General features: G+C 54.9%; 25 protein-coding genes and 1 other annotated feature. Of the genes, 16 read left to right on the forward strand and 9 right to left on the reverse strand.

Translation table 11 applies throughout. From position 1 onward, the window contains the following. Positions 1–20 precede the first annotated feature (20 nt). Together ghoS and pfkB are read right to left on the reverse strand one after the other, a co-directional pair. Positions 21–311, reverse strand: coding sequence for a type V toxin-antitoxin system endoribonuclease antitoxin GhoS (gene ghoS / locus ACOQH0_RS09210; protein WP_421512067.1), 291 nt, complete (start codon positions 309–311; stop codon positions 21–23). Positions 312–415: 104 nt separating this feature from the next. Beyond that, positions 416–1,348 carry a 6-phosphofructokinase II gene (gene pfkB, locus ACOQH0_RS09215; protein WP_421512337.1) on the reverse strand — a complete coding sequence of 311 codons (933 nt, stop codon included), beginning with the start codon at positions 1,346–1,348 and terminating at the stop codon, positions 416–418. 295 nt (positions 1,349–1,643) lie between these two features. Here pfkB and ACOQH0_RS09220 point away from each other — a divergent pair, with 295 nt between their 5' ends. Then, positions 1,644–2,402, forward strand: coding sequence for a DUF481 domain-containing protein (locus tag ACOQH0_RS09220; RefSeq protein WP_010430164.1), 759 nt, complete (start codon positions 1,644–1,646; stop codon positions 2,400–2,402). A gap of 264 nt (positions 2,403–2,666) precedes the next feature. After that, a complete protein-coding gene (locus ACOQH0_RS09225) occupies positions 2,667–2,867 on the forward strand; it encodes a hypothetical protein (protein ID WP_421512338.1) in 201 nt (66 codons plus the stop codon). Positions 2,868–3,004: 137 nt separating this feature from the next. Here ACOQH0_RS09225 and yniD read toward each other — a convergent pair whose 3' ends face one another. Both yniD and yncL read right to left on the reverse strand, forming a co-directional pair. After that, positions 3,005–3,112, reverse strand: a complete 108-nt coding sequence (gene yniD / locus ACOQH0_RS09230; protein WP_010426102.1) for a small membrane protein YniD — start codon at positions 3,110–3,112, stop codon at positions 3,005–3,007. A 99-nt stretch (positions 3,113–3,211) separates the two neighbouring features. Further along, positions 3,212–3,304 (reverse strand): stress response membrane protein YncL, encoded by a 93-nt coding sequence (gene yncL / locus ACOQH0_RS09235; RefSeq protein ID WP_071985389.1) that lies wholly within the window; start codon positions 3,302–3,304, stop codon positions 3,212–3,214. Between the two features lie 322 nt (positions 3,305–3,626). On the opposite strand from yncL, the gene thrS reads away from it, so the two are divergent. The 14 genes from thrS to selO all read left to right on the forward strand — a co-directional run bounded on the left by thrS (position 3,627) and on the right by selO (position 16,273). Next, entirely contained in the window at positions 3,627–5,555 is a 1,929-nt protein-coding gene (gene thrS, locus ACOQH0_RS09240; protein WP_010430168.1) for a threonine--tRNA ligase, read from the forward strand. 3 nt (positions 5,556–5,558) lie between these two features. Then, the gene (gene infC, locus ACOQH0_RS09245; RefSeq protein ID WP_059443439.1) at positions 5,559–6,101 is read left to right on the forward strand and encodes a translation initiation factor IF-3; all 543 of its coding nucleotides are present in this window, start codon (positions 5,559–5,561) and stop codon (positions 6,099–6,101) included. Between the two features lie 97 nt (positions 6,102–6,198). Next, positions 6,199–6,396 carry a 50S ribosomal protein L35 gene (rpmI, locus tag ACOQH0_RS09250; protein ID WP_003030583.1) on the forward strand — a complete coding sequence of 66 codons (198 nt, stop codon included), beginning with the start codon at positions 6,199–6,201 and terminating at the stop codon, positions 6,394–6,396. Between the two features lie 51 nt (positions 6,397–6,447). After that, positions 6,448–6,804 (forward strand): 50S ribosomal protein L20, encoded by a 357-nt coding sequence (gene rplT / locus ACOQH0_RS09255; RefSeq protein ID WP_000124850.1) that lies wholly within the window; start codon positions 6,448–6,450, stop codon positions 6,802–6,804. A gap of 117 nt (positions 6,805–6,921) precedes the next feature. Then, positions 6,922–7,046, forward strand: a sequence feature (Phe leader region). Further along, positions 6,927–6,971 (forward strand): pheST operon leader peptide PheM, encoded by a 45-nt coding sequence (gene pheM, locus ACOQH0_RS09260; RefSeq protein WP_001386830.1) that lies wholly within the window; start codon positions 6,927–6,929, stop codon positions 6,969–6,971. It overlaps the preceding feature by 45 nt. 62 nt (positions 7,047–7,108) lie before the next feature. After that, positions 7,109–8,092 (forward strand): phenylalanine--tRNA ligase subunit alpha, encoded by a 984-nt coding sequence (pheS, locus tag ACOQH0_RS09265; RefSeq protein ID WP_010426091.1) that lies wholly within the window; start codon positions 7,109–7,111, stop codon positions 8,090–8,092. Positions 8,093–8,107: 15 nt separating this feature from the next. Next, positions 8,108–10,495, forward strand: a complete 2,388-nt coding sequence (pheT, locus tag ACOQH0_RS09270) for a phenylalanine--tRNA ligase subunit beta (RefSeq protein ID WP_421512069.1) — start codon at positions 8,108–8,110, stop codon at positions 10,493–10,495. Positions 10,496–10,499: 4 nt separating this feature from the next. Beyond that, the gene (ihfA, locus tag ACOQH0_RS09275; RefSeq protein ID WP_003857805.1) at positions 10,500–10,799 is read left to right on the forward strand and encodes an integration host factor subunit alpha; all 300 of its coding nucleotides are present in this window, start codon (positions 10,500–10,502) and stop codon (positions 10,797–10,799) included. Between the two features lie 103 nt (positions 10,800–10,902). Beyond that, positions 10,903–11,883 carry a vitamin B12 ABC transporter permease BtuC gene (btuC, locus tag ACOQH0_RS09280; protein ID WP_182946723.1) on the forward strand — a complete coding sequence of 327 codons (981 nt, stop codon included), beginning with the start codon at positions 10,903–10,905 and terminating at the stop codon, positions 11,881–11,883. A 33-nt stretch (positions 11,884–11,916) separates the two neighbouring features. Continuing rightward, a complete protein-coding gene (locus tag ACOQH0_RS09285; protein ID WP_421512072.1) occupies positions 11,917–12,468 on the forward strand; it encodes a glutathione peroxidase in 552 nt (183 codons plus the stop codon). Next, entirely contained in the window at positions 12,468–13,223 is a 756-nt protein-coding gene (gene btuD, locus ACOQH0_RS09290; protein ID WP_421512074.1) for a vitamin B12 ABC transporter ATP-binding protein BtuD, read from the forward strand. Before ACOQH0_RS09285 ends, btuD begins: the two co-directional genes overlap by 1 nt. 73 nt (positions 13,224–13,296) lie before the next feature. Then, the gene (locus ACOQH0_RS09295; protein ID WP_108416813.1) at positions 13,297–13,761 is read left to right on the forward strand and encodes a C40 family peptidase; all 465 of its coding nucleotides are present in this window, start codon (positions 13,297–13,299) and stop codon (positions 13,759–13,761) included. Positions 13,762–14,055: 294 nt separating this feature from the next. Then, the gene (locus ACOQH0_RS09300; RefSeq protein WP_042714871.1) at positions 14,056–14,766 is read left to right on the forward strand and encodes an EAL domain-containing protein; all 711 of its coding nucleotides are present in this window, start codon (positions 14,056–14,058) and stop codon (positions 14,764–14,766) included. Positions 14,767–14,830: 64 nt separating this feature from the next. Further along, entirely contained in the window at positions 14,831–16,273 is a 1,443-nt protein-coding gene (gene selO, locus ACOQH0_RS09305) for a protein adenylyltransferase SelO (protein WP_421512075.1), read from the forward strand. On the opposite strand, the gene ACOQH0_RS09310 is transcribed toward selO, so the two are convergent. From ACOQH0_RS09310 to ACOQH0_RS09330, 5 genes are read right to left on the reverse strand one after another with little or no spacing between them, the layout of a single operon-like run. After that, complete coding sequence (locus tag ACOQH0_RS09310) at positions 16,270–17,049, reverse strand: heme ABC transporter ATP-binding protein (protein ID WP_421512077.1); 780 nt, start codon at positions 17,047–17,049, stop codon at positions 16,270–16,272. The two genes, selO and ACOQH0_RS09310, sit on opposite strands and share 4 nt — an antisense overlap. Further along, on the reverse strand, positions 17,042–18,034 hold the full coding sequence (locus tag ACOQH0_RS09315) for a FecCD family ABC transporter permease (RefSeq protein ID WP_421512079.1): 993 nt from the start codon (positions 18,032–18,034) through the stop codon (positions 17,042–17,044). The genes ACOQH0_RS09310 and ACOQH0_RS09315 overlap by 8 nt, the downstream gene beginning before the upstream one ends. Beyond that, a complete protein-coding gene (locus ACOQH0_RS09320; protein ID WP_421512080.1) occupies positions 18,034–18,855 on the reverse strand; it encodes a heme/hemin ABC transporter substrate-binding protein in 822 nt (273 codons plus the stop codon). The genes ACOQH0_RS09315 and ACOQH0_RS09320 overlap by 1 nt, the downstream gene beginning before the upstream one ends. Further along, entirely contained in the window at positions 18,852–19,880 is a 1,029-nt protein-coding gene (chuS, locus tag ACOQH0_RS09325) for a hematinate-forming heme oxygenase ChuS (RefSeq protein WP_421512081.1), read from the reverse strand. Before chuS ends, ACOQH0_RS09320 begins: the two co-directional genes overlap by 4 nt. Positions 19,881–19,903: 23 nt before the next feature. After that, complete coding sequence (locus tag ACOQH0_RS09330; RefSeq protein ID WP_421512083.1) at positions 19,904–21,889, reverse strand: TonB-dependent hemoglobin/transferrin/lactoferrin family receptor; 1,986 nt, start codon at positions 21,887–21,889, stop codon at positions 19,904–19,906. Between the last annotated feature and the right edge of the window lie 15 nt (positions 21,890–21,904).

Consider the following 21,904-nt stretch of genomic DNA (forward strand, 5'->3'; position numbering starts at 1 on the left):
TTTAAATTCATACAACGCACTTATTGTTCTTTTTTTCGCCAGCTTTCCCAGGTCTCTACCTTAATATCCGCGTCCTTGTCGGTCACACTCTCGGCCAGACTGCTTGCCAGGGCGTGAACTTCCTCTTCGCTGAGGGCGCTTATCAGGCCAAATGTCAGCGTGCCTAAATCATGAATATTGCCCTCGTCGTCCGTGAGGGTGAGCAGAAAATTTGCCCGTGTAAAAGCGTTGTTGAGTTCATTGAGCTCAGTCAGTGACGCTTCATGAATGTTGACGGTAATGACGTAGCGGGTGATGTCGCCACTGCTCATAGTTCACCTCATTGTTATCATGAAAGTTTTCTTAGCATAGTCGATAGTACGTTTTTGGCGACTATAGCTCGTCTTTCCCTCTCTCCGGAAGAGAGAGGGGGCGGTTAATTTTGGGACAGATAATCAACAATTTTTTCGGTGTCAGGCAGCGAACAAAGCCGCGTTCCCTGATTGATGGTTGCAGCGCTACCTGCTGCAACGCCGTAGCGCGTCATCTCCAGCAGCGACGCACCCTGCGCCAGCTTCAGCGTCATCGCCCCCACCATACTGTCACCTGCGCCAACGGTGCTCTGGCTTTTCATGGGGGGTGGCACAACCTGCACATAGCCCGTTCCATCCACGGCCAGCGCACCCTGAGGGCCAAGAGAAACCACCACGCGCAATGCCTTGCCGCTGCGTATTAGCTCTTGCGCAGCGTTACGGACGTCATCCGGCTGGGTGAGTTCACGATTCACCAGCGCGCTGAGCTCTTTCTGATTAGGTTTGACCAGCTCAAGGTTGCCCGGCTCCATTGCGGCTTTTAGCGCCTCGCCGGAACTGTCGACAATGCACCGGATGCCCCGTTGCTGGGCTGCCCGAATTAATGCTGTGAGTTTCTCTGTGCTCACGCCCGGCGGCAGGCTGCCGCTGATCACCAGCAAAGCGCCCCTTTCAATTGTCAGGACCTTCTCCTCAAGCTGACGAAACTCATCATCACTCAATTTTGCCCCCGGCATAACAAAACGGTACTGCTCGCCGCTGGACTCAACGTGAACGTGCAGGTTCTGACGCGTCCAGTCGCTGGCCTCGACGGTCTGCACGGCAACCTGTTCGTCTGCCAGCAGAGACACCAGATGTTCACCAGTGGCACCACCGGCAGGAAAAATCGCCGTCGCTTTGCCTCCAAGGTGGGTAATTGCGCGTGCGACGTTGATACCGCCACCACCGGGCTCAAACACCGGGGCGCTACAGCGTAGTTTACCTTCCGGGTAAATCTGTGCGGTTAAGGTAGCGGAATCGAGAGAAGGGGAGAGTGTCAGCGTGTAGACAGGAACCATCATAACCTCCTTTTTGCATGGGTTCCTTTAAGCCTGGCACCAATCGGCAGGAAGGCAACGTAAATAACAGTATGATTTTAAATATGAATGCTGACAAAAGGACGGGATTGTTTTTATAAAATAAAAGTCGTTTTGGGATCGTTCTTATTCAAAAAATGAAATAAGAAAACATTGCTATGTTATTTGCGGCTTTTTATAATTTGTTACCTTTCTCTGGACGCCTTGTCATTGATCCTCAAGAAAGTTTCCGAGACCGTGATGGTCTCTTTTTTTGTTGTATGGACTCCTTAATAAAATGAAGCTTTTGAAGACAGTACCCGCTGCAATGATGCTGGTGGGTGGCGTGTTTGCGTCAATGAATGCAATCGCCGATGATACCGTTTTTACTGTCATGGACGATCCCTCCACAGCGCAAAAACCTTTTGAAGGTAACCTGAACGCAGGGTATCTGGCGCAATCCGGCAACACGAAAAGCTCTTCCCTGACCGCAGACAGCACCCTGACGTGGTATGGCAACACCACCGCCTGGTCACTGTGGGGCAATGCCAGCAACACCTCAGCGAATGACGAGCGATCGTCAGAGAAATACGCCGTAGGCGGGCGTAGTCGTTACAATATGACCGATTATGATTACCTGTTCGGTCAGGCAAGCTGGCTAACCGACCGCTATAACGGCTACCGGCAGCGTGATGTCTTCACTGCTGGTTATGGTCGCCAGTTCCTGAACGGACCGGTACATAGCCTGCGTTTTGAATTCGGTCCCGGCGTACGTTATGACGAATACACCGACGGTGATACCAAAACCCAACCGCTGGGCTATGCGTCGGGTACTTACGCCTGGCAGATGACCGACAACACCAAATTCACGCAGGGTGTTTCGGTATTCGGTGCTGATGATACGACGCTGAACTCCGAGACGGCGCTGAATGTGGCCATCAATGAACACTTTGGGTTAAAGGTAGCGTACAACGTGACCTGGAACTCAGCACCGCCTGAAACTGCGCCAGATCATACCGACCGCAGGACGACAATTTCTTTGGGTTATAAAATGTAATCTACATGGGCCGACATTATTTCGGCCCTTTTTTAATTTTTAGAAATCGTGCTGATTTATATTAAACGGCGTTTTAAAATAATTGGTCCGAAAATATCTCCATACTTTCTTCATAATTACACCACTCCCCGAATATTCAGATTATTTGACACGAATTGATAAATAAACTGACTATGCAAAAGTGTGATCCAGATCTACACTGTCACTACAGGCAAAACTCAGCCTTAGGTCTTTATGCTCTAATTAAGTATGAGAAGAATCATGATGAAAAAAATCAAAACTGCTGCAGCAGCAATGGTGCTTTCGGCACTCTCATTTGGCGTATTCGCTGCTGATCGCACGGGTATTAGCACCGCCTCTGATGTTGAAGCGGGTTCAAACATCGCCCCGGCGTCACAGTCTACCGATCAGTCAATGAATGATGCGTTTGACGTGCATACGCTGGTAGCCGGTGAGTGGTCCTGATACGTGTTTCGGTTTTAAACCTCACCATAAAAAACCGGATTGTGATGTACCGGTTTTCATCACATCAATGCTGTAAAGATATTCAAAGATTTTTCAGGGTTTGATGTCTTATTACTTTTTCTTGCAATGCGTTAACACTAACCCCATATCATTGCAGCCCAGCGCAATAACAACATTGCACCGCAAATTGCAATTAATACGACCACCATTTTCCAGTGCTTCGCGGCAAAGCGTTTTGTTGGCATAACCTCTTCCTTGTCAGTTTATTGTTCCAGTCTACCAAAAAAATGCGGTAAAAAGCGCATTATTCGGGACAAAGGATTATGCAACGGCATTGATTCATGTCAGAACCAATGGAATCTGTCGGCAAGAATCAGCACTAAACCGGCAGCGGAAAGAATATTCAATATCACAACGGTTCTACTGGACACATTCATGTGATGCCCCTTGGGTGTGTAAGGACCTGTTCAAGAATAGCTCAGCACTTTTGAATTGCGAGCCATGGTTCGCGAAAGTTCGTTCACTCATACCGATGAGTGAAGGTTCAAACTGGTCGCAGAGGGTGCATTCGCCCTTTCATTAGTGTTACCATTAGGGGGCTTGCCGTAAATCCGCATTTGTCTGAAATCGGCGGGAGCATGATGACGAGCCAATTTGACGATTGTTGGTCAGATGGTTTCGCAATCTATTGTTAAATAATGATTATTTTCTTTGTATATGCTCTTATGTGTGGGGCATCACTGCAAATAAGGATATAAAATGCCTGTAATTACTCTTCCTGATGGCAGCCAACGCCATTACGACCACGCTGTTAGCCCAATGGATGTTGCCCTGGATATCGGCCCTGGACTCGCGAAAGCGACCATCGCTGGCCGTGTAAATGGTGAGCTGGTTGATGCGTCCGATCTGATCGAGAGCGATGCGAAGCTGTCTATCATCACCGCGAAAGACGAAGAAGGTCTTGAGATCATTCGTCACTCCTGCGCGCACCTGTTAGGTCATGCGATTAAACAGCTGTGGCCAAACACCAAAATGGCGATCGGCCCGGTTATCGACAACGGCTTCTACTATGACGTTGACCTCGATCATACCCTGACCCAGGAAGATATCGACGCGCTCGAAAAACGTATGCACGAGCTCGCCGAAACCAACTACGACGTCATCAAGAAGAAAGTCAGCTGGCACGAAGCGCGTGAAACCTTCGTGAAGCGCGGCGAGAACTATAAAGTCTCTATTCTTGACGAAAATATTTCGCATGATGACAAGCCTGGCTTGTACCATCACGAAGAATACGTCGACATGTGCCGTGGACCGCACGTGCCGAACATGCGCTTCTGTCATCACTTCAAGCTGATGAAGATCGCAGGCGCCTACTGGCGTGGCGACAGCAACAACAAGATGTTGCAGCGTATTTATGGTACCGCATGGGCAGATAAGAAAGCCCTGAGCGCGTACCTGCAGCGCCTGGAAGAGGCTGCGAAGCGTGACCACCGTAAAATCGGTAAGCAGCTTGACCTGTATCATATGCAGGAAGAAGCGCCGGGTATGGTGTTCTGGCATAACGACGGCTGGACTATCTTCCGTGAACTGGAAACCTTCGTTCGCTCCAAGCTGAAAGAGTACCAGTACCAGGAAGTGAAAGGCCCGTTCATGATGGACCGTGTGCTGTGGGAAAAAACCGGCCACTGGGACAACTACAAAGATGCGATGTTCACCACCTCGTCTGAGAACCGTGAGTACTGCATCAAGCCAATGAACTGTCCGGGTCACGTTCAGATCTTCAACCAGGGTCTGAAATCCTACCGCGACCTGCCGCTGCGTATGGCGGAGTTCGGTAGCTGCCACCGTAACGAGCCATCAGGTGCGCTGCACGGTCTGATGCGCGTTCGTGGTTTTACTCAGGATGATGCGCATATCTTCTGTACTGAAGATCAGGTACGTGACGAAGTTAACGCCTGTATTCGTATGGTCTACGATATGTACAGCACCTTTGGCTTCGAGAAGATCGTGGTCAAACTCTCAACGCGTCCGGAAAAACGTATCGGTAGCGATGAGACCTGGGATCGCGCAGAAGCGGATCTCGCCGTGGCGCTGGAAGAGAACGGCATTCCGTTCGAATACCAGCTGGGCGAGGGCGCATTCTACGGTCCGAAAATTGAATTTACCCTGTATGACTGCCTCGATCGCGCATGGCAGTGCGGTACTGTACAGCTGGACTTCTCCCTGCCGCAGCGTTTAAGCGCCTCTTATGTTGGCGAAGACAACGAGCGTCAGGTGCCGGTAATGATTCACCGTGCAATTCTCGGTTCTCTGGAGCGCTTCATCGGCATCCTGACCGAAGAGTTCGCGGGCTTCTTCCCAACCTGGCTTGCGCCAGTGCAGGTCGTGGTGATGAACATTACCGATTCTCAGGCAGATTACGTTAAAGAATTGACGCAGAAACTACAAAATGCGGGCATTCGCGTAAAAGCAGACTTGAGAAATGAGAAGATTGGCTTTAAAATCCGCGAGCACACTTTACGTCGTGTCCCGTATATGTTGGTCTGTGGTGATAAAGAGGTGGAAGCAGGCAAAGTTGCCGTTCGCACCCGCCGTGGTAAAGACCTGGGGAGCCTGGACGTAAGTGAAGTGATTGAGAAGCTGCAACAAGAGATTCGCAGCCGCAGTCTTCAACAACTGGAGGAATAAGGTATTAAAGGCGGAAAACGAGTTCAAACGGCACGTCCGAATCGTATCAATGGCGAGATTCGCGCCCAGGAAGTTCGCTTAACAGATCTTGAAGGTGAACCACTGGGGATTGTGAGTCTGAGAGAAGCGATCGAAAAAGCTGAAGAAGCTGGAGTAGATTTAGTTGAAATCAGCCCTAACGCCGAACCGCCAGTTTGTCGTATCATGGACTACGGCAAGTTCCTTTATGAAAAGAGTAAGTCTTCTAAGGAACAGAAGAAGAAGCAAAAAGTTATCCAGGTTAAGGAAATCAAATTCCGTCCTGGTACCGACGATGGCGATTATCAGGTAAAACTCCGCAGCCTGATTCGCTTTCTGGAAGATGGCGATAAGGCCAAGATCACACTGCGTTTCCGCGGTCGTGAGATGGCCCACCAACAGATCGGTATGGAAGTGCTTAACCGCGTCCGTGAAGATCTGAGTGAACTGGCAGTAGTCGAATCCTTCCCTACGAAGATCGAAGGCCGCCAGATGATCATGGTGCTCGCTCCTAAGAAGAAACAGTAAGGCCTTCAAGCAGCAAAATCTGTGGAGCCTTCGGGTTTCATAGGTTTTGTTCGCCTATGTTTCGTTTATTTAACAATGCGAAGTGGAAGTTATTAAGATGCCAAAAATTAAGACCGTACGCGGTGCTGCTAAGCGCTTCAAAAAAACCGGTGGTGGTGGATTTAAGCGTAAGCACGCAAACCTGCGTCATATTCTGACCAAAAAATCTACTAAGCGTAAACGTCACCTGCGTCCAAAAGGCCTTGTTTCTAAAGGCGATCTGGGTCTGGTTATCGCGTGCCTGCCGTACGCATAAGCCGTTAACGTTTAATTTTTTTACTAAGAATATAGATACAGGAGAGCACACATGGCTCGCGTAAAACGTGGTGTAATTGCACGTGCACGTCACAAGAAAATTTTGAAACAAGCTAAAGGCTACTACGGTGCGCGTTCACGCGTTTACCGCGTTGCCTTCCAGGCTGTTATCAAAGCAGGTCAGTACGCTTACCGTGACCGTCGTCAGCGTAAGCGTCAGTTCCGTCAACTGTGGATTGCGCGTATCAACGCAGCAGCACGTCAGAACGGTATTTCTTACAGCAAATTCATCAACGGCCTGAAAAAAGCCTCTGTTGAAATCGACCGTAAGATCCTGGCTGACATCGCAGTATTCGACAAAGTAGCGTTCACCGCTCTGGTCGAAAAAGCGAAAGCAGCACTGGCATAAGCCAGTTGAGAGAGGGAGCTTTGCTCCCTCTTTTGTTTTAACATCATCAGAACATTGACTTTTACCCGTCCAGGCTTTTCAATAAGGTCTTCACGGTTTTTACCACACAAGGTAACGCAAGCATGAATGCTGCTATTTTCCGCTTCTTCTTTTACTTTAGCACCTGAATTCAGGAGGCTAGCGCGTGAAAGATGAAACGAAAAACAGCGCCAGATAAGCCTCCCGATGGAGGCTTTTTTTGTGTCTAAATTCGAGAGAATAAGTCCACCAAATCGGTGTCTGCACCGACATAATGAGGAAAACCATGTCACATCTCGCAGAGCTGGTTGCTAGTGCAACGGCCGCCATTAACCAGGCCTCAGATGTTGCCGCGTTAGACAATGTCCGCGTCGAATATCTGGGCAAGAAAGGGCATTTAACCCTTCAAATGACTACCCTGCGTGAGCTGCCGCCGGAAGAACGCCCGGCAGCGGGTGCGGTGATTAACGAAGCCAAGGAGCAGGTACAGCAGGCGCTGAACGCGCGTAAAGCTGAACTCGAAAGCGCGGTGCTGAATGCGCGTCTGGCGGCGGAAACCATCGACGTTTCTCTGCCCGGTCGCCGTATTGAAAACGGTGGTCTGCACCCGGTAACCCGTACCATCGATCGCATTGAAAGTTTCTTCGGTGAGCTCGGCTTTACCGTGGCGACTGGCCCGGAAATCGAAGATGATTATCACAACTTCGATGCCCTGAACATTCCTGGCCATCATCCGGCACGTGCTGACCACGACACTTTCTGGTTCGACGCTACGCGTCTGCTGCGTACTCAGACCTCCGGCGTTCAAATCCGTACCATGAAGGATCAGGAGCCGCCAATCCGTATTATCGCGCCGGGCCGCGTCTATCGTAACGACTACGATCAGACCCACACCCCAATGTTCCACCAGATGGAAGGTCTGATTGTTGATAAAAACATCAGCTTCACCAACCTGAAGGGTACGCTGCACGATTTCCTGAACAACTTCTTTGAGGAAGATCTGCAGGTTCGTTTCCGTCCGTCCTACTTCCCGTTCACCGAACCGTCTGCGGAAGTTGACGTGATGGGTAAAAACGGCAAATGGCTGGAAGTGCTGGGCTGCGGTATGGTGCATCCAAACGTGCTGCGTAACGTGGGTATCGATCCGGAAGTGTACTCCGGCTTTGCCTTCGGTATGGGCATGGAGCGTCTGACCATGCTGCGCTACGGCGTGACCGACTTACGTGCATTCTTCGAAAACGATCTGCGTTTCCTCAAACAGTTTAAATAAGGGCAGGACAGAACAATGAAATTCAGTGAACTGTGGTTACGCGAATGGGTGAACACGACGCTCGACAGCGAAGCACTTTCTAACCAGATCACCATGGCGGGTCTGGAAGTTGATGGCGTCGATCCTGTCTCGGGTGCTTTTACCGGCGTGGTGGTGGGTGAAGTGGTTGAGTGCGGACAGCACCCTAACGCCGATAAACTGCGCGTGACGAAAGTGAACGTGGGCGGTGACCGTCTGCTGGATATAGTCTGCGGCGCGCCAAACTGCCGTCAGGGGCTGAAAGTGGCCGTGGCAACCGTCGGTGCAGTGTTGCCGGGCGATTTCAAAATTAAAGCGGCTAAGCTGCGCGGCGAGCCGTCTGAAGGCATGCTGTGCTCCTTCTCCGAGCTGGGTATTTCCGACGACCACAACGGCATTATTGAGCTGCCGCTGGATGCGCCAATCGGCACCGATATCCGTGAATACCTGAAGCTTGACGACAACACCATTGAAATCAGCGTCACGCCAAACCGTGCCGACTGCTTAGGTATCATCGGCGTGGCGCGTGACGTTGCCGTGCTGAACCAGACCGAACTGAACGCGCCGGAGATTGCTTCGGTTGAAGCGACCATCAGTGACGTGCTGCCAATCCAGGTTGAGGCTGCGGATGCTTGCCCGCGCTATCTGGGCCGCGTGGTGAAAGGCATTAACGTTAAGGCGCCAACGCCGCTGTGGATGAAAGAGAAGCTGCGTCGCTGCGGTATCCGCTCAATCGATGCGGTTGTTGACGTAACCAACTACGTTCTGCTGGAGCTGGGCCAGCCGATGCACGCGTTCGATAAAGATCGTATCGACGGCGGCATCGTTGTGCGCATGGCGAAAGAGGGCGAAACCCTGGTTCTGCTGGACGGCAGCGAAGCCAAACTGAACGCCGATACTTTGGTGATTGCTGACCACAGCAAAGCGCTGGCAATGGGCGGTATCTTCGGGGGTGAACACTCTGGCGTGAACGAGGAAACGCAAAACGTTCTGCTGGAATGCGCGTTCTTCAGCCCGCTCTCCATCACCGGTCGCGCACGCCGCCACGGTCTGCATACCGATGCTTCTCACCGCTACGAGCGCGGCGTTGACCCGGCTCTGCAGTACAAAGCGATGGAACGCGCGACTCGCCTGCTGATCGACATCTGCGGCGGCGAAGCGGGTCCGGTTATCGACGTGACCAACGAAGCGACGCTGCCTAAGCGTGCCACCATTACCCTGCGCCGCAGCAAGCTGGATCGCCTGATTGGCCACCACGTTGCCGATGCACAGGTTACCGACATTCTGACCCGTCTGGGCTGTGAAGTGACCGAAGGCCAGGACGAATGGAAAGCCGTTGCGCCATCATGGCGTTTCGACATGGAAATTGAAGAAGATCTGGTGGAAGAAGTGGCCCGCGTTTACGGCTACAACAACATCCCTGATGAGCCGGTACAGGCGGGTCTGGTGATGGGCACCCACCGTGAAGCCGACCTGTCCCTGAAGCGTGTGAAAACCATGCTCAACGACAAAGGCTATCAGGAAGTGATCACTTACAGCTTTGTTGATCCTAAGCTGCAGCAGCTGATCCACCCGGGCCAGGAGGCGCTGATCCTGCCAAGCCCGATCTCCAGCGAGATGTCCGCGATGCGTCTGTCCCTGTGGACCGGCCTGCTCGGCACTATCGTCTATAACCAGAATCGTCAGCAAAACCGCGTGCGCATTTTCGAAAGCGGTTTGCGCTTTGTACCGGATACTCAGGCGAATTTAGGCATCCGTCAGGATCTCATGCTGGCGGGGGCTATCAGCGGTAACCGCTATGAAGAGCACTGGGATCTGGCAAAAGGTACGGTTGATTTCTACGATATGAAGGGCGATCTGGAAGCCATTCTCGATCTGACCGGTAAATTGTCTGAAATTGAATTCCGCGCAGAAGCGAATCCAGCCCTGCATCCGGGCCAGAGCGCGGCAATTTATTTAGACGGTAAACGCGTTGGTTTCATTGGAGTTGTTCATCCGGAGCTGGAGCGTAAGCTGGACCTCAATGGCCGTACCATCGTGTTCGAGCTGGAGTGGAACCCGGTCGCAGACCGCGTCATTCCTCAGGCGCAGGACGTATCACGCTTCCCGGCGAACCGCCGTGATATCGCGGTTGTCGTCGCTGAAAACGTGCCCGCAGCAGATATTTTGGCCGAATGTAAGAAAGTTGGCGTAAATCAGGTAGTTGGCGTAAACTTATTTGACGTGTACCGCGGCAAGGGCGTAGCAGAAGGTTTCAAGAGCCTCGCTATTAGCCTTATCCTTCAGGATACCAGCCGTACACTCGAAGAAGAGGAGATTGCCGCTACCGTTGCCAGATGTGTAGAGGCATTAAAAGAGCGATTCCAGGCATCATTGAGGGATTGAACCTATGGCGCTTACAAAAGCTGAAATGTCAGAATATCTGTTTGATAAGCTTGGGCTTAGCAAACGGGATGCCAAAGAGCTGGTAGAGCTGTTTTTCGAAGAGATCCGTCGTGCTCTGGAAAATGGTGAGCAGGTAAAACTCTCCGGTTTTGGCAATTTTGATTTGCGAGACAAAAACCAACGTCCGGGTCGCAACCCGAAGACGGGGGAAGATATTCCCATTACAGCCCGCCGCGTGGTGACCTTCAGACCCGGCCAGAAGTTAAAAAGCCGTGTCGAAAACGCAACGCCTAAAGCAGAGTAATATGAACTAACTAAAAAGGCCGCTATTGCGGCCTTTTTTCTTTGCGCTCTTCTGCAAACCCACCGTAAAATCAATTACATCTCACGTGACTAAAACCATACCCATGCTTGATTTTGCCCATCGCCAGCACCGTTCCGATCGACGTCGCCTGTTTCTGCTTGCGCTGCTGCTCATTGTGGCCGCTGTCGTTAGCCTGTGCGCGGGCGACAGGTGGCTGGGGCCGGAAAGCTGGTTGGGTCCGGATGGACAGCTTTTTGTCTGGCAAATACGCCTGCCGCGCACGCTGGCGGTGATCCTGGTGGGGGCCGCGCTGGCGCTGTGCGGCACCATCATGCAGGCGCTGTTTGAAAATCCGCTGGCGGAGCCCGGGCTGCTTGGCGTGTCGAATGGGGCTGGCGTGGGGCTGATTGCGGCTGTCATGCTGGGGGGCGGGGCACTCTCAGCGTGGAGCATTAGCTTTAGCGCTATTCTCGGCGCCTTGCTGATAACCATCATTCTGCTGCGTTTTGCCAGACGGCATCTGTCGACCAGTCGGTTGCTGCTTGCCGGGGTGGCGCTGGGGATCATCTGCAGCGCGTTAATGACCTGGGCGGTCTATTTTTCAACGTCGTTCGATTTACGTCAGCTCATGTACTGGATGATGGGGGGATTCGGTGGCGTCGACTGGCGGCAGGGCTGGCTGATGGCGCTGTTGATCCCGGTCATACTGTGGACCTCTTTTCAGGCACAGCCGCTGAATATTCTCGCGCTCGGCGAAACGTCGGCTCGCCAGCTCGGCATGCCGATTAGCTTCTGGCGCAATGCGCTGGTGATTGCCATTGGCTGGATGGTGGGGGTGAGCGTGGCGCTGGCGGGGGCGATTGGCTTTATCGGACTGGTTATCCCACATATGTTGCGTCTGTGCGGTATTACCGACCATCGGACGTTACTTCCGGCCTCGGCGGTTGCCGGGGCGGCAACGCTGTTGGTGGCTGACATCATCGCCCGACTCGCCCTGAGCGCAGCCGAACTGCCGATTGGTGTAGTGACCGCTACGCTGGGCGCGCCGGTATTTATCTGGCTACTCTTAAAAGCTGGACGTTAAATCACTACCCGTAAGACAACCTGAGGGAATGCTATGCAGACTGATATTCTGAATACCGAAGTGACCACCATTGACGGCGAGAAAACCACGCTGGAAGGCTACAAGGGCAACGTGTTGCTCATCGTCAACGTGGCATCCAAATGTGGCCTGACGCCGCAGTACGAACAGCTGGAGAACATTCAGAAAGCCTGGGAGAAAGACGGTTTCACCGTACTGGGCTTCCCGTGCAACCAATTCCTGGGCCAGGAGCCGGGCAGCGAAGAGGAGATTAAAACCTTCTGCAGCACCACCTATGGCGTGACGTTCCCGCTATTCAGCAAGATCGACGTCAACGGTGAAGACCGCCACCCGCTCTATGCGAAGCTGGTGGCCGCAGCGCCGACCGCCGTGGCGCCAGAGGACAGCGGTTTCTATGAACGTATGGCAAGCAAAGGGCGTGCGCCGCTCTATCCTGACGATATCCTGTGGAATTTTGAAAAATTCCTGATTGGTCGCGACGGCCAGGTTGTCCAGCGTTTCTCACCGGATATGACCCCTGAAGATCCGATCGTCATGGAGTCTATCAAGCTGGCGCTGGCGAAATAATGACGTTGCTGATGCAGCTCACGGACGTCGCCGATAAGGGACGTCTGGAGCCGGTAACCGGTGCTATCAATGCCGGAGAAATCCTGCATCTTGTTGGGCCAAATGGGGCCGGTAAAAGCACGCTGCTGGCACGTATGGCGGCCTTGACCTCTGGTCCGGGCGAGATCGTGCTGCAGGGGCACGCCCTTGCCGACTGGTCACCGGTATCGCTGGCACATCGGCGTAGCTATTTAGTTCAGCAGCAGGTGCCACCGTTTGCGATGCCGGTCTGGCACTATCTGATGCTGCATCTGCATGATAAAAACAGCGCCACGCTGCTCTCGGATGTCGCGACGGCGTTAGGGTTAGACGATAAACTCACCCGTCACGCCAGCCAGCTCTCCGGTGGGGAGTGGCAGCGCGTGCGTCTGGCCGCGGTTATCCTGCAGATCCATCCGGCAGGAAATCCTCACGGACGCTTGCTGCTTCTGGACGAGCCGATGAGCGGTCTGGATGTCGCCCAGCAGGCGGCGCTGGATACCCTGCTAAGCGGGTTGTCCCGTCAGGGGATCGCCGTCGTCATGAGCAGTCACGATCTTAACCACACGCTGCGTCATGCCCACAGGGTCTGGCTGCTGTCGCGAGGCAAAATGATTGCCAGCGGCGCGCGTGACCAGGTTCTTACGCCCCCAAATCTTGCCCGCGCGTACAATATGTCGTTTCGCAGGCTGGACATAGAAGGGCATAAGATGCTGATTTCTACCGCGCAAGAGTAACCGTTTCTTGCCTGGTAGCCTATTTGCACGCTAAATTACAAAAAGAATAAAAAAGCAGAGGATTCGTCTGGACATGCGATTCTGGTTTCTCTTTGTGGCAGCGCTCTTTCTTGCGGGATGCAGTAGCCATCGTGCGCCACCCCCTAATGCCCGGCTCTCGGATTCAATCACCGTGATTGCCAGCCTGAACGACCAGTTAAGCAACTGGCGCGGCACGCCTTATCGCTACGGCGGTATGAGCCGCGGCGGCGTGGACTGTTCTGGCTTTGTTCTGATGACCTTCCGCGATAAGTTTGATTTGCAGCTTCCACGTGAAACGCGCAAGCAAGCTGAAATAGGCACGGAAATCGACAAAGATGAGTTACTGCCGGGCGACCTGGTCTTTTTCAAAACCGGTTCGGGTGAAAGCGGTCTCCATGTTGGCATTTACGATACGGATAACCAGTTTATTCATGCTTCGACCAGCCGTGGGGTGATGCGCTCTTCGCTCGATAATGTCTACTGGCGTAAAAATTTCTGGCAGGCGCGGCGTATTTAGTCGCGCCTTGACGGCTTAACGCTGGCGGCAGGGTAACTAATAATCTATGCCGCTTTTAATCATATAAGATGATTAAAGTTAAATTTAAGAAGAATTAGTTATGTCCAGATGTATCTGTTTTATCTAAAACTGGCTATTACACAGTAACCAGGATAAGATTAATTTAGATTCAGGGATAAATCTGAAAAATATTACGGAACTGATGAAATTAATCTTATTAAAATCAAGACAGTGGAATTGTGTCGTCAATTGCTCCAGGATGTCCTCTCTCATCTTTAATGCGGGGCGAGTGCAATGATTATTACGCTAGATAATGCCTACAAGTCTGAACTTTTGCTGCAGCCTGCGCGTAATAGCGCCGGGGAGCTTAAAGGTTTAGAGCTTGTTGTTAACTTTGCTGGCGTAGACACGGAAGTGAGGATCCCTACTGAACTGGTTATCCCGCGTCTTTCACCCGCCGAAGAGTTAGCGCTGTTTCAAGAGAAACTGCAATTGCTCGACACCTGTAAACTGTTCTTTATTCAGCATCAGTTAATTGCATGGATCAATATTACACCTGTAATAGTTGAGTTTTTATTAACGAATGGAAATGCTGTTTCATTACTTGAGCGCTATCCTTTTCTTGAGTTTACTGTTAATGAGAACTATCCAGGTTTAAATAATGGAAAAGATGATCTGAACCTGGCGAGAATGGCAATCCATTTTCCTTTAGTGCTGACAAACTTTGGCGCAGGTGCAGCATCTCTCAAAGCGGTTTATGACGGTTTGTTTAAGCGCGTAATACTGGACAAGGGTTTTATCCAGCAGCGGGCTGCAGCGCTTTCTTTTGAGCCCTTTATGCGCGCTATTCTCTGGCAAATCACCCCACACTGCCAGTCGGTTATGGTATCCGGGATTGACGATCACAGCCTGTTGCAGCGCGTGCTGACGTTTAATTTTGGCGCGATGCAGGGAAGTCTCTGGCCTGCTGTACCGGCAGAGCAGGTGACAACACTCGTTCAATGATAACCCTTCTCTTCGCCCGTGTTTAAGACCCGCTAAACCCTCTACACTAAAAGCAGGAGGACCTATGACCCTGTCTTTTACTGCACACTGGCATGACGAGTTGCCTGGCTTTTATACCGCACTCAAACCTACACCGTTACACCATTCCCGTCTTATCTGGCATAACGCGCCGCTGGCTGACGAACTGGCGATCCCGCCTGACCTGTTCCAGCCTACAGAAGGGGCTGGCGTCTGGGGCGGCGAAACGCTTTTGCCGGGCATGCAGCCACTGGCTCAGGTCTACAGCGGCCACCAGTTTGGCGTCTGGGCGGGGCAACTGGGTGACGGCCGGGGGATCCTGCTCGGTGAACAACAGCTTCCCAACGGGGAGACGGTTGACTGGCATCTGAAAGGTGCGGGTCTTACCCCCTATTCGCGAATGGGCGACGGGCGCGCGGTGCTGCGCTCAACGATCCGCGAAAGCCTGGCGTCGGAAGCCATGCATGCGCTGGGGATCCCTACCACGCGCGCGCTGTCCATTGTTACCAGCGATACGCCGGTTGCGCGTGAGACGATGGAGCAGGGGGCAATGCTGGTCCGCATCGCTGAAAGCCATCTGCGCTTTGGTCATTTTGAACACTTTTACTATCGCCGCGAGCCGGAAAAAGTCCGACAGCTTGCAGACTATGCCATTCGCCGCCACTGGCCACAGTTGCAGGGCGAAGCGGAAAAGTATGTTCTCTGGTTCCGCGATATCGTCTCCCGTACCGCCTCAATGATTGCCCGCTGGCAGACCGTCGGGTTTGCACACGGGGTGATGAATACCGATAACATGTCCCTTCTGGGACTCACCTTCGATTACGGTCCGTATGGCTTCCTTGATGATTACCAGCCGGGTTACATCTGTAACCATTCGGACTATCAGGGACGCTACAGTTTTGATAATCAGCCTGCTGTAGGGTTGTGGAATCTACAACGCCTTGCGCAAAGCCTGTCGCCTTTTATTGATGTCGATGCCCTGAACGATGCGCTCGACGGTTATCAGGAGGTTCTGCTGCGGGAGTATGGTGCGCTGATGCGCAACAAGCTGGGCCTGCTGACCCAGGAGAAGGGCGATAACGAATTACTGAACACCTTGTTTGCGCTGATGGCGCGGGAAGGGAGTGACTACACCCGCACCTTCCGGATGCTGAGCCAGACGGAGCAGAACAGCGCGGCGTCACCGCTGCGTGACGAGTTTATCGACAGGCAGGCGTTTGACGACTGGTTCACGCTCTACCGCTCGCGGCTTCAGCAGGAGCAGGTGGATGATGCAACCCGCCAGGAGAAGATGAAGGCCGCGAACCCCGCAATGGTGTTGCGCAACTGGCTGGCGCAGCGGGCGATTGAGCAGGCAGAGCAGGGACAGTACGACGAGCTACACCGCCTGCATGTGGCGTTGCGCACGCCGTTTGCCGACCGGGACGATGACTACGTCAGCCGCCCGCCTGAGTGGGGTAAGCGGCTGGAAGTGAGCTGCTCAAGCTAGGGGGCGAGAAATACCTGCGGCGCGGCGTGAGCCGGATGTTGACCCACGTGCAGCTGTGCGCCATACCAGTGGGCCAGCGCATCGGCCTGCAGGACGGCCTCCGGTGTGCCTCCGGCGACCAGCCTGCCGTTATGCAACAGCAGGATCCTGTCTGCCCACAGCGCCGCCAGATTGAGATCGTGCAGCACCACGCAGACGTGCAGATCCTTTTGACGGGTCAGCGATCTTAACAGCCGCAGCAGATACTGCTGATGGTAGAGATCCAGCGCGGAGGTGGGTTCATCCAGGAACAGCCAGCCGCGCGGAGCATCGTCGCACCAGAGCTGGGCCAGCGCGCGCGCAAGCTGGACACGCTGCTGTTCGCCACCGGAAAGCGCCGCAAATTGCCTTCCGGCAAGCGGTAAACATTCGGTGATCCGCATGATTTCCTGAATCACTGCCGCTTCAGGCGTGCGCGTCCACGGGGCGCGGCCCATGCCGATAACGGCCTCCACCGGCCAGTCAAATCCCAGCTGCGTGTTTTGACGCATTACCGCCCGCTGGCGGGAAAGCGCGTCCGGACGCCATGCGCTGAGGGGTTTCCCCGCCAGAAGACAGTGCCCGCTGGCAGGCTTAAGATAACCCGTTAACAGCCGTAATAACGTCGATTTCCCGGCACCGTTCGGGCCAATTAACGCGATCAGTTCACCCTGCGATAACGACAGCGAAATGTCGTTGATTATCGTGCGTCGTCCCGCCTGAAAAACAATATTTTCCGCGCAATAGCGGTCAGCCATGTTGCCCTCCACGACGGAAGATAAGCCAGAGAAACCAGGGGGCGCCAAGAAGGCTGGTCAGCAAACCGACCGGCATTTCTGCTGGCGCGACCAGCGTTCGCGCGGCCGTATCCGCAATCAACAGCAGTGTAGCGCCGGCGAGGACCGAACCGGGGATCGCGGCCCGGTGATCCGCGCCCAGCCACATACGCATCAGATGCGGTACCACCAGCCCCACAAAGCCGATCACGCCGCTGACCGCCACTGCGGCAGCAACCAGCAGGGCGCTGCACAGCAGCAGGATCCGCTGTACGACGGCGACATCCACACCCAGGTAGTGCGCTTCCTCATCACCGAGTTGCAGCACGTTGAGCGCGTGCGCCAGCCGCCAGATAACCAGAACGGTGGGCACCATCAGCGAGGTGACGGCCAGCAGAGTAGACCACTGCGCCTGGCCGAGGCTGCCCATTCCCCAGAGCGAAAGCTGGCGAAGCTGCGCATCGTTACTCACCCAGGAGAGGACGCCGACCGCCGCGCCACACAAGGCGTTTATCGCAATGCCAACCAGTAACAGACGTGACAGGGAGCTGTTACGCTGCTGGCTGAGCAGGAAGATCGCAACGGTCGCTGCCAGCGCGCCGAGAAAGGCTGCCAGCATCGGGGCGTAGAGCATCATCAGGGCAGGTAACGAGAGCGGAAGAACGATCCACAGCGCGACCGCCAGCGCCGCGCCGCTGCTGATACCGAGCAAACCCGGATCCGCCAGGGGGTTGCGAAACAGTCCTTGCATCACACACCCCGCCAGCGCCAGCGACCCGCCGATGACCAGCGCCAGCAGCACGCGAGGCAGGCGGATCGTCAGCCAGATTTGACGCAGCGCCTCGTCGCTGCCGTTCCACAGCAGGCTGACCGGCAGGCGCAACGCACCAAAGCCGGTGGCCGTGAACGTCAAGAGGGAGAGCAGGGCAGCCAGCAGCCACAGTGAAACCGTCACCCGTCGGGACATCAGGGGAGTTGCTCCGCTTTGGCGCGCAGCTGCTGGATCGCTTTCGGCGTTCGCACGCTAAAGCCCAGCAGCGCCATGTCATCAATCGCCAGCACCTGTCTGTTCCGCCCGGCTGGCGTTTGCGCCAGACCCGGCAGCGTCCACAGATTTTCTTCACCGCCCAGCGCCTGCACGCCGTCCTGCGAAATCACCACCAGGTCGGGCTGGCTGGCAATCACGCCCTCCTGCGACAGCGGCTGATAGCGGGAAAATCCCTGCATAGCGTTCTGTAAACCCGCCGCACGGATGGCGGCATCCGCGGCGGTCTGCTGCCCGGCAGCCATGGCGGTCATCCCGCCGTGGTTAAGAATAAACAGCACCCGCTTGTTCAGCGACGACCCAGGCAGTGCAGCCAGCTCCGCACGCAGCGTTTTGCGCAGGATTTCACCCTGCGGCTGCTGGTGCGTTGCTTCGGCGATCGTCCGGACTTTCTCGTCAATCACGCTCAGGGCGTTACTGGCGGGAACGGTGACCACCCTGACACGGCTTTGCTCAACCTGCTTCAGCGCCAGAGAGGGCTGAGCCTGAGCGCTCGCCAGCACCAGCGTGGGACGCATGGACAAAATCCCCTCTGCATTAAGCTGGCGCAGATAACCCACGTCTGGCAGGTCGTTCGCCGCCTGCGGCCACTGGCTGGTGCTGTCGCGCGCGACCAGAGAAGACTGTGCGCCAAGGGCATAAACGATCTCCGTGACGTCGCCGCCGAGGGTGACAATTTTCTCCTGCGTGGCGGCAAACGCCATCAGAGGCAGGGCGCTCAGCAGGGCAAACCAGCTTTTCATGCGGCCATCCCTTTTGGCGTCAGGGCGTCAATCTGGCTGCGCCACTGGGGCTGCTCCGGCTCGCCTTCGGTACGCTGGCCATACAGCTGGGCGATTTGCGTACCGTCGGCGGCAAACAGTTCCAGGCTGGTGACGTGGCCATCTGCGGTCGGCTTGCGCGTTACCCAGCTCTCCGCGACGGCGTCTTCCAGCAGATGCAGCGTAAAGGTGGGGTTAAAGATATTCAGCCAGCCTTTCATCGGTACGACTTTTTCCACCGCGCCGGTGAAGATCTGCACGCAGCCGCGGTTGCCCACGAAAACCATGATTTCGTTACCGTCCTGACGTGCCGTTTCCAGCAGCTGCCCCAGCGCGCTGTTCTCAACTTTGCAGGCGAGATCGTCGCCCACCAGACGAAACGCCTGCTGGCGGCTGAGGTTATGGCGCTTCAACAGGCTGAAGAACTGATGAACGTCGGTCATGGCGCGCCACTCTGTGTCCACACGCGCGGCATCCGCATTCTCAGCGTGAGCCGGGGCATCGGCGGCCTTCAGCTCAAGCGGCGGGTTGTCGGCAAAGATAAAGCGGGTCAACACGTCGCCCCAGGCAGAGACGTCGGTATTGTCCGTGGTATACACCTTCAGCAGGGCATCGCCCTGACGATCGAAGAACTGAATGCTCTGACGCTCACCGCGTGCGGTGGTTTCGCTGATGTGAAACACGCTCGCCCACTGGTTGAGGAACAGGCGCAGATCCAGCGCGCGCGGGTTCAGCACCAGCCCGGCGTGGCCGTTCAGGTGCTGGTTGGTAAAGCTCCCGACCTGCTCGTGCACGGCGTATTCGTTGCGGCAGATACACTTGGTTTCGCCCACGGCTTCCAGCGCGCCTAAAATCTCGCGGATTTCACCGTGCAGTCGCCAGGCGTCGTGACCTACGCGGGCAAAGGCCAGCTCCGCTTCGCTGATGTTCATTAACCCTGCGATGTCACGCGCGTATTTACCCGGATTGTCTTCTTTTAACTCAAGCCAGCGTGTGTAGTGATTCATTGTCTCTTCCTTCTTAATATGCGTTACCACTGATAACTCACGAAAACCTTACCGTTACGACCGTCCTGCGGGATCCCCTGCGGTGACCAGTACGCTTTGTCGAAGGCGTTGCCCAGCACCAGCGTGGTGGTCACGCCTTTGAGCTGTTCCTGACCTTTATAGCTGATGTAGAAATCATTGACCGCATAGCCCGGCTGTTTACTGTAGCTGCTGCTGATATGCGTTGAGCGATCGACAAAAGTACCGATCCAGCCAACGGAGAACCCGCTTTGCGCCACCGGGATATCCAGCTTGCTGGTGACGGTGTCCGGGTTAATGCTGGAGATATACTCGCCGGTGTTGGTGTCTTTGCCGCGCGTGCGGTTGTAGGCCACGTCGAGGTTGAACAGGTCGGCGGAGTATTTCGCCATTACGTCCCATCCCCAGATTTTGGCGTCGGGGACGTTATAGGACATGGTGGTCGCCGCGGCAAAATCGACGGTGGTGGAGATGTAGTCTTTGGCTTTGGTATCGAAATAGCTGGCCTTAAACTCCAGCGCATCGTTGGCAAGCATTAGATCGTCAAAGCGCAGACCAAAACCGAACTCCTGGGTTTTATTGGTTTCCGGGCGCAGGTTCGGGTTGGGTACCCAGTAGTTGGTGTAGAAGCTGCCGATGGAGAAATGTTTCGCATCGTTATACATCTCGCCCATAGTCGGCGCGCGGAAGGCCTGCGCATAAGAGCCGAACAGCATCAGCCAGTCGGTTGGGCTGACGGTTAACCCGGCACGGGATGACCACTTATCGGCATCCACATCGTCGTAACCCTCGCTGCTGCCGCGATAATTGTCGTAGCGCGTACCGCCCAGCAGGGTCACGGGCAGATCGCGCAGGGTGATCTCATCCTGCAGCCAGCCGGAGCTGAAATCGATTTTGGCATTCGGGAAGCCGGTTGTCGCACCGCCCGGGCGTTGCTCCTGACGATAGTATTCGCCGCCGTAGGTCAGGAGATGAGACGCAAAGGAGTCGCTGAACAGACGGGTGCGGTTTTCCACTTTACCGCCTTTGGTAGTCTGCTTGCGGAACTCGCCGGTGCCGTCGACGTTCTGGGCGTTAATGCGCGCTTCGGACCAGTAGACTTTTGCATCGGCGTTCAGCCAGTCATTACCTTCCGGGGCAAGGTGGTAGCCAAGCTGCGCATCACGCTGGATGGTGGAACGGTCGGTCATGGGGTTGCTGCTGTCGGACGCGTCGGTGGTTTGCGGGTTTTTCGGCTCCTGCGCGTCGTTGTTGTAGTAGCGCAGGGAGCCGCTCAGGGTTTGAGCCGGGTCGATTTTCCAGCTCCCTTTTGCCAGCATGTTATTAATGGATTCGTCGTTAGGCGCCGTTGCACCGTCACTCTGGCGAATATCACCGCGATCCCGGCTCGACCAAGCCACCAGACCGTCCAGCGTCTCGGTACGGCCGTAGGCGCTGGCACCCATTCCGATGCTGTGATCGCCCGTCGCGCCCGTACCAAACACGCGGTAGCCGCTGTTTTTGCCCGGCTCGAGCAGATCGTTGGCGTCGGCGGTGTCATAGGAAATCACGCCGCCCAATGCGCCGCTACCGTACAGAAGAGCGGAAGGACCGCGCACCACTTCGATACGTTTGATCAGCGCCGGGTCGAGGAAGGTGCTGTTGAGGTGGCCGGTATCGGTTCCCTGACGCACGCCGTCGACCAGTACCAGCACGCCGCGACGGTCGTAACCGCGCAGGTTGACGTCCTGACCATTCGTGCGGCCGGTGCCGTCCAGCGTCAGACCGGGGACCTTGCGCAGCAGGTCGGCGGCAGAGCTGGCGGTCTGGTTTTCCGGTGCGGTGGCGTCAATGACGCTGACCATCATCGGCGCCTCAAAGGCGCTGCGGGCGTTGCCGGTGGCGGTTACGGTGATGTCGTCTGTGGCGGCAAACGCAGCCCCCGGCAGGGTGCTGACAATCGCCAGTGCCAGAAGTGACGGACGTAAAGACGTGGAATGCAGGTGTGGCATAGCAACTCTCCATAA

The sequence above is a fragment of the Enterobacter sp. JS8-1 genome, assembly GCF_049187015.1.
GTDB lineage: Bacteria > Pseudomonadota > Gammaproteobacteria > Enterobacterales > Enterobacteriaceae > Enterobacter > Enterobacter mori.

Coding starts and splice junctions, on each gene's coding strand:
- ghoS (WP_421512067.1), bottom strand. CDS start 311: ATGAGCAGTGGCGACATCACCCGCTACGTCATTACCGTCAACATTCAT.
- pfkB (WP_421512337.1), bottom strand. CDS start 1,348: ATGGTTCCTGTCTACACGCTGACACTCTCCCCTTCTCTCGATTCCGCT.
- ACOQH0_RS09220 (WP_010430164.1), top strand. CDS start 1,644: ATGAAGCTTTTGAAGACAGTACCCGCTGCAATGATGCTGGTGGGTGGC.
- ACOQH0_RS09225 (WP_421512338.1), top strand. CDS start 2,667: ATGAAAAAAATCAAAACTGCTGCAGCAGCAATGGTGCTTTCGGCACTC.
- yniD (WP_010426102.1), bottom strand. CDS start 3,112: ATGCCAACAAAACGCTTTGCCGCGAAGCACTGGAAAATGGTGGTCGTA.
- yncL (WP_071985389.1), bottom strand. CDS start 3,304: ATGAATGTGTCCAGTAGAACCGTTGTGATATTGAATATTCTTTCCGCT.
- thrS (WP_010430168.1), top strand. CDS start 3,627: ATGCCTGTAATTACTCTTCCTGATGGCAGCCAACGCCATTACGACCAC.
- rpmI (WP_003030583.1), top strand. CDS start 6,199: ATGCCAAAAATTAAGACCGTACGCGGTGCTGCTAAGCGCTTCAAAAAA.
- rplT (WP_000124850.1), top strand. CDS start 6,448: ATGGCTCGCGTAAAACGTGGTGTAATTGCACGTGCACGTCACAAGAAA.
- pheS (WP_010426091.1), top strand. CDS start 7,109: ATGTCACATCTCGCAGAGCTGGTTGCTAGTGCAACGGCCGCCATTAAC.
- pheT (WP_421512069.1), top strand. CDS start 8,108: ATGAAATTCAGTGAACTGTGGTTACGCGAATGGGTGAACACGACGCTC.
- ihfA (WP_003857805.1), top strand. CDS start 10,500: ATGGCGCTTACAAAAGCTGAAATGTCAGAATATCTGTTTGATAAGCTT.
- btuC (WP_182946723.1), top strand. CDS start 10,903: ATGCTTGATTTTGCCCATCGCCAGCACCGTTCCGATCGACGTCGCCTG.
- ACOQH0_RS09285 (WP_421512072.1), top strand. CDS start 11,917: ATGCAGACTGATATTCTGAATACCGAAGTGACCACCATTGACGGCGAG.
- btuD (WP_421512074.1), top strand. CDS start 12,468: ATGACGTTGCTGATGCAGCTCACGGACGTCGCCGATAAGGGACGTCTG.
- ACOQH0_RS09295 (WP_108416813.1), top strand. CDS start 13,297: ATGCGATTCTGGTTTCTCTTTGTGGCAGCGCTCTTTCTTGCGGGATGC.
- ACOQH0_RS09300 (WP_042714871.1), top strand. CDS start 14,056: ATGATTATTACGCTAGATAATGCCTACAAGTCTGAACTTTTGCTGCAG.
- selO (WP_421512075.1), top strand. CDS start 14,831: ATGACCCTGTCTTTTACTGCACACTGGCATGACGAGTTGCCTGGCTTT.
- ACOQH0_RS09310 (WP_421512077.1), bottom strand. CDS start 17,049: ATGGCTGACCGCTATTGCGCGGAAAATATTGTTTTTCAGGCGGGACGA.
- ACOQH0_RS09315 (WP_421512079.1), bottom strand. CDS start 18,034: ATGTCCCGACGGGTGACGGTTTCACTGTGGCTGCTGGCTGCCCTGCTC.
- ACOQH0_RS09320 (WP_421512080.1), bottom strand. CDS start 18,855: ATGAAAAGCTGGTTTGCCCTGCTGAGCGCCCTGCCTCTGATGGCGTTT.
- chuS (WP_421512081.1), bottom strand. CDS start 19,880: ATGAATCACTACACACGCTGGCTTGAGTTAAAAGAAGACAATCCGGGT.
- ACOQH0_RS09330 (WP_421512083.1), bottom strand. CDS start 21,889: ATGCCACACCTGCATTCCACGTCTTTACGTCCGTCACTTCTGGCACTG.